The 9,501-nt window shown below is 70.4% G+C and carries 8 protein-coding genes and 1 tRNA gene; 2 read left to right on the forward strand and 7 right to left on the reverse strand.

The window, feature by feature from the left end; genetic code table 11:
- Positions 1 to 95 precede the first annotated feature (95 nt).
- The 4 genes from D7Y21_RS37935 to D7Y21_RS37950 form a co-directional block, all read right to left on the reverse strand.
- Positions 96 to 1,412: a hypothetical protein gene (locus D7Y21_RS37935; RefSeq protein WP_147469495.1), complete on the reverse strand. Its 1,317-nt coding sequence runs from the start codon at positions 1,410 to 1,412 to the stop codon at positions 96 to 98.
- A gap of 91 nt (positions 1,413 to 1,503) precedes the next feature.
- On the reverse strand, positions 1,504 to 3,234 hold the full coding sequence (locus D7Y21_RS37940; protein ID WP_121718306.1) for a caspase family protein: 1,731 nt from the start codon (positions 3,232 to 3,234) through the stop codon (positions 1,504 to 1,506).
- Positions 3,231 to 4,031, reverse strand: coding sequence for a hypothetical protein (locus tag D7Y21_RS37945; protein WP_121718307.1), 801 nt, complete (start codon positions 4,029 to 4,031; stop codon positions 3,231 to 3,233). The genes D7Y21_RS37940 and D7Y21_RS37945 overlap by 4 nt, the downstream gene beginning before the upstream one ends.
- Entirely contained in the window at positions 4,028 to 4,696 is a 669-nt protein-coding gene (locus D7Y21_RS37950) for an RNA polymerase sigma factor (RefSeq protein ID WP_233591318.1), read from the reverse strand. Before D7Y21_RS37950 ends, D7Y21_RS37945 begins: the two co-directional genes overlap by 4 nt.
- Before the next feature lie 143 nt (positions 4,697 to 4,839).
- Between D7Y21_RS37950 and D7Y21_RS42055 the strand changes: the two genes are divergently transcribed.
- A tRNA-Arg gene (locus D7Y21_RS42055) sits at positions 4,840 to 4,910 on the forward strand.
- 337 nt (positions 4,911 to 5,247) lie between these two features.
- On the opposite strand, the gene D7Y21_RS37955 is transcribed toward D7Y21_RS42055, so the two are convergent.
- The 3 genes from D7Y21_RS37955 to D7Y21_RS37965 form a co-directional block, all read right to left on the reverse strand.
- The gene (locus tag D7Y21_RS37955) at positions 5,248 to 7,251 is read right to left on the reverse strand and encodes a serine/threonine-protein kinase (RefSeq protein WP_121718308.1); all 2,004 of its coding nucleotides are present in this window, start codon (positions 7,249 to 7,251) and stop codon (positions 5,248 to 5,250) included.
- On the reverse strand, positions 7,149 to 8,072 hold the full coding sequence (locus tag D7Y21_RS37960; RefSeq protein WP_120561113.1) for a DUF2381 family protein: 924 nt from the start codon (positions 8,070 to 8,072) through the stop codon (positions 7,149 to 7,151). Before D7Y21_RS37960 ends, D7Y21_RS37955 begins: the two co-directional genes overlap by 103 nt.
- Before the next feature lie 139 nt (positions 8,073 to 8,211).
- On the reverse strand, positions 8,212 to 8,901 hold the full coding sequence (locus tag D7Y21_RS37965) for a hypothetical protein (RefSeq protein ID WP_121718309.1): 690 nt from the start codon (positions 8,899 to 8,901) through the stop codon (positions 8,212 to 8,214).
- Between the two features lie 210 nt (positions 8,902 to 9,111).
- Between D7Y21_RS37965 and D7Y21_RS37970 the strand changes: the two genes are divergently transcribed.
- Positions 9,112 to 9,501: outer membrane beta-barrel protein (locus D7Y21_RS37970; protein WP_147469496.1), on the forward strand; the 390-nt coding region annotated here is incomplete at its 3' end.

Raw genomic sequence — 9,501 nt, forward strand, 5'->3', positions numbered from 1 at the left:
GCGGGGGACTCAGGACGGGGGCGGGCTCGCTCAAGGCGCGGCGACTGTAGGCGCCCGCTTCCGTGCCCCGCAACCGCGCGCTTCCCGCGTGGGGCTCACGGGCAGTAGCGCGCGTAGCGCAGGCCGCGCGTCGTCTGCAGCGCGCCGCCGTCCGGCGGGTAGTCGTAGTGCACGTAGGTGAAGCCCACCTGGATCTGGTCCTGCTCGTCCACGTGGATGGAGGAGGGGCCGGGAAACGCATTCCCACCGTCCAGCGTCTCCAGGACGAGGGGCCGCGTCGAGCCGACGGGGGCCGTGCCGTACAGCATCTTCACGATCATCTGGCTGGTGCTCCCGTTCGTGTTCGCGGCCGCGTCCGCGTCGTCCAGCAGGACGTGGCGGATGTTTGGGAAGAAGAGGCTTCGCGACAGCGCGGGGCCCCGGCTCCGGAAGGCTCCCAGTCCGTACGACGTCCAGCCGTTGTCCTCCTTCACCCACAGCCATGCTCCCTGCTCGTCGGAGCCCACCAGGGAGGGCCGGCCCGTTGGGTCCACCTCCAAGGCGATGCGGAGGCGCGGCGAACTCACGGGAATGTCCCAGTCCAGCGGCTCGGTGACCCACGTCCCTGACGCATTGCTCGCGTACACGACCTGACTCGTAATGCCGTGCCCGCGCGCGAACGCGAGGTGGAGGTGGCCGTTGGCGTCCACGGCCAGCCGCTCGCGGTCGCCCGCGGCCTCGAGCTCCTCCACCGGCGGCAGGCTCCAGGCTCCGTTGGCGGCCCGGTGGCCAAGCAGGTAGCCCACCTGCGGAGAGGGCCGTGCGATGAGCACGTGGACCTGGCCCTGGGCATCGAGCGCGACGGCCCTCGACCAGCCGCGTCCCAGGATGTTGAAGTCCCAGGTGCCTTGGGCGTCGGTCGCGTAGCCGACGTATTCTCCCTGCTGGTACAGCACGTGGTGCGTGCCGTCCGCGGCCACCGCCATGTTCACGTCGATGGCGGCCCACGCCTCCCCCAGCCGCGCCGGGGTTTCGCCCGGCCGGGTGGTGCCCACGTAGAAGTCCAAGCCCTTCGCATAGGCGTAGTGGCCCACGCCCTGCGCGTCGAAGATGAACGTGGAGGTGAGGGAGTTGATGCCCTCGTCCACGACGTGCGTCGTCCAGCCCGGCCCGGCGCCGCACACGCCCCCGTCCGTGCCCGCGTCGGGCAGCTCGCCACCGTCGCCCCCGTCACCGCCATCGGAGCCGCCGCCCTCCCCGGCGTCGGGGCGGGTCACCACCAGCTGCACGCAGGTGCCGGCGGCGTTCCGGGTCACCTGGCCCTGCCCGGGCTTGGAGACGCCATTCGTGCAGATGGGGTCGCAGCCGGTCAGCAGGAAGGTGGCCACGGCGGCGCTCGACAGCGCGGTGTACACGAGGAATGAACGGGACACGGGAGGACCGTCAGGGCTCGAGTTTGGCGCGGTGGGCGCGACAGCGGCGCACCCACGCACGGACACGGCCGGGCCCGACGGCCCGCGTCCGCTAGCGCCTCAGGGAAATCTCCAGGCCGTACTGGCTGTCCATTCCGGTCTGGCCGTTGGCGGTGACGCGATCCAGCCCCACCTGGGCCGAAAGCCGCAGCGGCATGCCCGCGAACCGCCCCGTCACACCCGCGGCCACGTGGCCGGTGAGCATCGCGGGATCCGCCTGGCGGAAGCCCGGCGCAGTGAGGCCCAGCACCCCCCAGCCCAGCCCCACCTCCGCGAACAGCGGCGTGTTCGCGGGACGCTCCAACCCCACCAGCCCCTCCACCGTGAAGCGGTGCAGCCGGATGCCGTCCCGGGCCGCGAGCGGCGTCACACCGTACGCCCCGCGCACGCCGTAGTAGAGCAGGTCCATGGAGGACGGCGTGCGCCACGACAGGCTGGGCCCGGCGGAGAACTTCGCCAGCCCCAACGGCGAGCGCCCCGCGCCCAGGCCCAGCTCCAACCGGGACGTCCAGTCGGACGGCGCCGCCACGGCCAGCGGGGAGCGCGCCCCGCCGATGACGGACGGCTGGAAGGGGGTGCTGAAGTCCACCGGCACCAGCCCCACGGCGGCGACGTACTCGTCGTAGAAGGACCGGTCCAGCGGAACGGCGAACAGGCCCCGGCGGAGCGCTTCCTCCGCGGGACCTCTCTCCTGAAGCTCGCGCGGGCGCAACTCGGGTGTGCCGGAGGACAGCTGCGCCAGCGTGACACGCGCCTCCGCGTCCGGCGCGCGCACCCAGTACACGTCGCGCGGCGGCAGCAGGATTTGCGTCCACTGCTCCTTCGCGCGCCGCACGTCCACCAGCCGCTGGCCGGCCGCGTCCTCCACGGAGAGGCGCGCGTACTCGAAGCCGGCGGGGAAGGTGACCCGGGGGCCTTCGGGCGCGGGGCCCACCAGCGGGCGGCGGGGCTCGGCCGTGGGCGCGAAGGCGTTGACGGACAGGCGCGCGGGCATGCCCTTCACGCCGTGCAGCGAGGCGGCCACGAACGCGGCCAGCTCGCTGTACTCCACCTGGCCGTCGCCGTTGATGTCCGCGCCGCCCAGGAGGCCGGAGCGGGCCACGTGGCTGAAGACGCCCGCGCGGATGCGGGACCACTCGTGCGTCTCGCCGTCCTCGCTCTCCGCGAAGAGGGCGCCCACGTGGGGACGCGACGCCAGCTGCTCGCGCGCGAGCACCCCGCGCAGCTCCGCCAGCACCGCCGCGTCCGGCGTCCCGCCGCGGCTGCCCACCACGCCGGATGCACGGCACGCATCCGCGATGACGTGCACGTAGTCCGCGCCCAGCGGATCCACGAGCTCCGAGTAGAGACTGCTCCGGTCCAGGCGCGCGTCGGCGAGCGTGAAGTAGGCGCGGCCCGCGTCGTCCGTGTTGCCGTGGCCCACGTAGATGATGAGCACGTCCGTCTGGCGTCCCGCCGCGTGGTCCGCGAGCGTCGCCGCCTGCAGCCGCTTCACGGCCTGCTCCACCGCGGCGCGCGTGGGGGCCTGCGCGGACTTCAGCACCAGGCTGCCGCCCTTGCGCGTGGGCTCGTCCGGATCCACGAGCAGCGTGGTCTCCACGCCCAGCCGCTTGAGCGTCTCCGCCCACAGCACGCCGTCGTCGTCCGCGTAGCGCAGCGGCGCGAGCGCGGGGTCGTCACTGCCGTTGTGGGCGATGACGAGCGCGCGCCGCACGGTGTCCGCCAATGCCTCCGGCGCCGCCATCAGCAGCGCCACCCCCAGGAGGACTTCCAGCTTCTTCATGGAGAATCCTTTACCCGGACCTCCTGCCTGAGCACCACCACCCCCTCCGTCGTGCCCTGACGGAGGGCCGCCAGGGAGGCGGCCGGGTGCTCTGAGAACGTGGCGGTGACCTCCGCCATATCGGACCCCACGGGCAGCGCGACCGTCAGCTCCAGCGGGCGCTCCTCGCCGGCCTTGCCGCTGAGCGGGAAGGGGCCGTTGACCTCTTCGTGTCCGCCAGTGCGCACGCGCACCGCGACGTGGGTGTAGGGCGGACGGGCACCCGCCGCGAAGGCCAGCGTGGCGCCCGGGGTGCACGCGGCCCCGGCGCGCAGCTCGTGCAGCGACTGGCCGGGCTTCGCGCAGAAGACGCGCAGCACGGCCTGGGCCGCCGGGGCGGCGGGGGCCGCCGGGTCATGCATGGCCCCCCGGACGCTGAACTCGGGTTCGGTGGGCTCGATGGAGGCGGTGGGTCCGACGGACGTGGGCGTCACCACCACCGCGAGGAACAGGGCCGCGAGCGTGGCGCCGAGCACCGCCAGGGTGGGCCACCGGGCGGGGGCGGCCTCCGGGGGCGAGGCGGCGTTGAGGGCGGCTTCGAGCCCCGCGGCGGTGAGGGTCTCCAGCTCCGTGGAGGTGGGGGTATCCGTCTGGCCGGACTCGAAGACGCGGTGGGCGCGGGCCCACTTGTCGTAGCGGGTGCCGCAGCGGGCGCAGGCGTGGGCGTGGCGCAGGAGCCGCGAGGATTCGGGGGCGGACAGCTCCCCCAGGGACCAGCGCGTCAGTCCCGCGTCCACATGTCGCTCGTACCACTTCATGGGAGGCTCCCGAATGTGGCGCACAGCAGGGCCAGGGTGGCGAGCAGGGCGCCCAACTGCAGGCGTCCCGGGACGACGTCGCTGTCCAGCCAGCCCGAGTCCTTCAGGTGTTCGGTGAACTGCAACCGCAGGCGGCGTTCGCGCACCCGCACCTCGCCGCGGGTGAGCTTGAGTTGGTCGGCGGCGGACTCCTGGGACAGGCCGTCCATGAAGCGCAGCTGGGCCAGGGCGCGCCCTTCGGCGGGCAGGGCCTCCAGGAAGCGGCGCACGATGGAGCGGACTTCCGCGCCCAGGGCTTCTTCCTCCGGGCTCTTGCTCTCGGTGGGGGCATGGGTGAGCTCCGGCGCGTCATCCAGGGGGATGGCCTCCCGGGCCACGCGGCCGGAGGCGCGCATCAGGTCGATGGCGGTGGAGCGGGCGACGGTGAGGAGGAAGCCCAGGTAGGGGCGCACGCCGTCGTAGGCCTGGCGCATGTGGGGGCGGAAGGCCCGCACGAAGGTCTCCTGATGGGCGGCGTCCAGGTCCAGGGGCGTGAGCGCGACGGAGCGGGGGCCGGTCTCTGAATGAACGGAGAAGCGCCGGGACAGGTAGCGCAGCACTTCAGGCGAATAGGTTCGGTAGACCTGGGTGAGCACGGCGGTGTCACCCCGGCGGAAGGCCTCCAAGACTGACCGCTCTGTTCCTGGCAGCACGAGGAAGGCTCCGTGTCATGGAGGCGCCCGGCCGGGCCCCTTCTGAAAATGAGATACGAAATGACCCCGAAATTCGGGTCGTCCCCACACGCACGGCGCGCGTTTTATTGAGCCCGGGCCCCGAAGTCGTTGCGAACCCGGCGTTGGCCTCCGGAGCCAAAGGCCGTGGGTTCGAATCCTGCATCGAGCGCGGGGGAGGCTCGCGGAAGCAGGGGAGGCGGAAGCCGTCACCCTGTCCGCGGACAAAAAAATGGAGGCCGCGACCCACGGGATGAACGACTCCCGGTGGGTGACGGCCTCCGAATAGAGGGCGGTCTGGCGACCTGCTCGAAAAGTAAGGCGCTCGGTGCTCGCAGGCAAGGACGTCTCACAGGTGGGGAATGTCTGGTGGCGCTCCTGGACGCGATTGCGTCGCGCGGCGTGGGCCGCTCACGCCTCTCCGTCCAGCGCTTCGTTCGCCAGGATGTGGCTCATCGCCCGGGGCTTACCGCAGGCACATGTCTGTGAGGGCCGCCACGCCGCATTTATGGAAACGCGTCCACCACGGTGTAGCCCGCGGTCCGTGGAAGGAGCGCGGCACCGGGCTTTGAGCCCGACTCCAGTGGCCAGAAGCCATCGTCGTTCCCGAGGACGAGGCAGACCGGGTAGGTGCGGCCGTCAGGCGTCTCCGCTCGCGTGTAGCGGCCCATGACCCGTTCTCCCCCTGTCCACAGCCGTCCGTAGAGCAGGGTCCCCTTCGGAAGACCGCGGTAGTCTTCCTCCTGGAGACTGACGATGTCGCCGTCGTGCACGGCGAGCATGGCGGCATCCAGACGGTCGGGATAACGGATGTCGACCGTGATGGTTACCTTCGCATCCCGCCGAAGCTTCAGCGCCTTCATCGCCTCCAGCGCTTCCGTGGGGCATCTCTGGGGCTTGGGCACCACCTGCGCACCCGAGCAAGCAATGAGGGTTGTCGCCGCGCCGACAGCCAACGTGCAGCCGCGCGACAGCGAACGTCCGCGGACAGGTGGGTCCTGCTTCAAGGGAATGCTCATGGTGTCCTTCTCCGGCGGGAGCGGCGCAGGGGAAGGAGGGGCCGCTCCGGACGCGGCAGCTTGGTCGGGCCCAGGCGCCCGCGCCACGGAAGGGAGAGCTGGCGCACCGACGCCGGACCTTGAAAAAAGTCCCAGGCTCCAGCCCAACCAGGCCATGAACAGCAGACATGTGAAACCCACGGCCCCCTGTCGCCACAGGGCCCGCAGCGTCTGTCGGCGGCGCATCGTGCTCGCGGCGAGGATGTCCTGGGCTTCCATCCGGGCGACGTGTCGCGGAAACCGGCGACGCAGCTCGCGTGCTTCGCGAAGGCTTCGAAGCCGGTCCAGGCGCTGAAGGCGTGCGTGCTGGAGCGGCACCGCCTGCCCCGGAGCCACGGGCCCCGCCATCCCGGGCGCCTCCTGCGTCGTAAGTGAGGAATCAGAGGGAGGTGTGGCCCAGTCGAACAAGGGCTGATCCCAGGTTGCATCCGCATGGAGCAGGACCTGATGCAGTTCAGAGGCCAGTGTGGATGCACTGGATGGCCGTGCTTCGGGCGCGAATGCGAGCAGGCGGGTGACGAGTGAAGCCAGCGCCTCCGGCACCAGCGGGTTGGGCCATGCGTGTTCGCTGCCTTCACCTTCCAGCGGGAGCGCCGGATAGCTGTCGGTCAGCAATCGATGGAAGGTGACGCCCAATGCGTACAGCTCATCCGTCACGCCATAGCGAGGACACTCCCTCGACGGCACCGCCATCCGCCAGCGGTGGAGCTGGGGACTCAGGTAGTGAGCCGTGCCAGGAGGAAGCTGGCCCGTTCCGGTCAGGGGCTTCGCTTCGGGATGCCAGCCCGCACCCCAATCCAGCAGGGTGAGCCGTCCACCGGGCCGGACGCGGAGGTTGTCGCCTTTGACGTCGCGATGCAGGACACCGCGCTGGTGCGCGAACGCCAGGAGCTCCGCTGCCTGGATGAGCAATGCGCCCACCTCGCGGGCCGTGGGGTTGCGCGCGCGGGCCCATTCATAGAGCGACTCACCCTCCACGTACTCCATCACCAGGAACGGATGGTTCCCGGACCCCGGCCGCCATGACCCGGCCTCCTCGAAGCGAGGCACTCCCGGATGCCGCAGGAGGGACAGCACCTCCGCTTCACGTGAGAACCAGGGACTGTCGGGCTGTCGCGCCAGCTTCAGGGCATACCGTCTGCCGCGAGGCCGGTGCTTCGCATGAACGATGTAGACCGTGCCGTAGCCGCCTGAAGCCACTCGCATGAGGACGCGCCAGGGACCGATGGGGGTCCCCGGAGGAAGAGCATCCACCATCAGCAGCAAGGAAGGTTGAGCAGGGCCGTGGGCCTTCTGGGCGGGTTGGGTGGAGGCATGATGCTGTTGGCCGGGCGTTGCCTCGTGCGGGCTCATGGCGCCACCTCTTCCCAGCGGACGCCGCGTTCGCCCTTCACGTCCAGCAGCTCCAAGGTGACGTTCGTGCCAGCGGGCAGGTCCGGAAGCGCGTGCCATTCCACCACCACGGTGGCTTGTTCCCCGGGAGCCAGCTGCTTCACCTGAATGAGCAGCGGGAACTCACGGGCTGGCAGTGCGCTGGGCCCGCGCGGTGTCATCCGAGCGAAGCCCGGTATCCATGGGGTGCTCCCTGCGGCATTGAACAGTGAGATCGACAGGGCTCGGGTGCTCTCCGTGCGATAGAGCACATGAGGGCGCTTGGCGGTCATGCCAGGACTCAAGGAAGGATCCGGGAGGTAGGTCACCTCGACGCCTTCCCGCGTGACATCTCCCATCAACACCGCGCCACCCAGTCCACGCAGGGCGCACTGCGCACGCAGCGTCGCGAGCCCCGCCTCGGTGGCCACGCACCGGGCCCGCAGGTCCGCGAGCTCCTTCCCCAAATCCTGCGCGGTGCGCCCCTGCCGGAGCACCTCCACCTGTGAATCCACCTCCGCCGTCACGGTCGTGAGCACGAATGCCACCCGCGCAGGAGCGCCAGAGCCCGCGAAGCGCACGGTGAGCACGGGCTCCTTGCCCGCGGGGATGTCCATGGATGCCTTGAGGACGAGCACGTCTTCATGCACCGCCACGCGGGAGAAGAAGGGCGTGAGCACGCTCCGGTCCACGGACTCCGGAACGATGGGCGCATCGAAGGTGACGGTGGTGACTTCATGAGCCGCGACATGCAGCGGATGCAGCACCGGCGGTTCCTCCGCGCGCAGCGTGAGCTGCCGGGCCTTGCGCTCCCTGCCCACGGGAGTGCGGGACTGCGCCACCGCCGTGGTGCCCACCAGGACTGCCAGCACCAGGGGAATGATTGAAGTGGACAGCGACATCACGGGTCACCTCCATCCTTCAAACCTAACAGATAGGGGTGACACGCATGAGAATGCACGGGCCTGGGAAGCCTCTGGCTGCGGTGGCTGGGCAAGGAAAACCCAGCCTACCTCAAGCATCCTTGGGGAGAAGCCCTACCTAAGACCGCCGGCCCGTCTTCCGCGCGAAGAACTCGCGGTTGAACGTCGCCACTCCCCACATGCGAGGGTCGTCCGGGGAATCCTCCTTCGCCAGGGACTCGTCGCTCTGTTCCGCCAGCCAGCGGCTGAACTCGTCCCGTGACGCGAAGGTCCGCTTCGGCTTGGAGTCTCCCTGGATGTACCGCAGCCCCTGCGCGTACGTGCCATCCCCGGAGCGCCACAGTGCGCGGGACACGCCGTCGCGCGGGTCGACGGTGATGGACAGGTCCGCCCCCGCGTCCAGCAGCTCCGCCACCCGCTGTGCCAGCGCGCGCCCGTACTTCCGCGAATCGAAGTGGGCCTCCGCGCGGGCCTGCTCCTTCGCGTCATGCTCCCGCGATGCCGCGTCCGTCATCTGGATGCGCGGCGGCGCGTGCACGTCACAAACGATGGACAGCGCGATGTCTCCCAGCCCGGGCGCCGACGCGTGATGCCACCGCATCAGCCCCTGCACCTGGGCGCGCGGCGCTTCCGGCAGCGAACCGAACGTCAGCGCTCCGTCCGGCGCGGTGAAGAGCAACGTGTCATCCAGCAGCTCCCCTTGATGCTTCAACGAAGCGGACAGCTCGATGCGGGCCAGCCCACGGGCCTCGCGTTCGGCGCGCAGCCAGCGGACGATGTCGGAGTCTTCGGTCGGGAATGAGGACATGGCTTGCTCCAGGGCTCTGGCTCGGTGCGAACCTGCCATGACCTGTAACGAAAGACTGACATTCCTGTCGCGCTTCGGTGCTGTTCCAATCCCCCGCGACGTGCGAAGCCCGGGCGCCCGCATCCTGCGAACCCTGGCCGTGGGCTTGCAGTTGCAGTACGTGCCCAACACCCAACGCCGTCGGATGACGGCCCCTTCACCCTGGACGACATGACTGCTCGACACTTCATCGCATCGCTGGTGCTGACCTTCTGCCTGGGCGCGTTGCCGGCGGCGGCGCAGGAGCCCTCGAACTCCGGGCTCGCGCTGGGCGTGCGCGGCGCCTTTGGCATTCCGGTGGGCGACTCCGGCACGGACCTCTCGCTGAAGGACACGTTCGGCAGCACCGTGGCGCCGCAGGTGGACGTCTCCTACTTCTTCAACCGGCAGCTCTCGCTGGGCGCCTATTTCCAGTACGGCATCGGCTCCGGTCCCGGTGACGCGTGCGCGGACGGCGAGGACTGCAAGAGCAAGGTCCTGCGCTTCGGCATCGACCTGGACTACCACTTCCGTCCGGCCGGCTTCGTCTCGCCGTGGGTGGGGGTGGGTGTGGGCTATGAG

This window comes from Corallococcus sp. AB045 (assembly GCF_003668895.1).
Lineage (GTDB): Bacteria > Myxococcota > Myxococcia > Myxococcales > Myxococcaceae > Corallococcus > Corallococcus coralloides.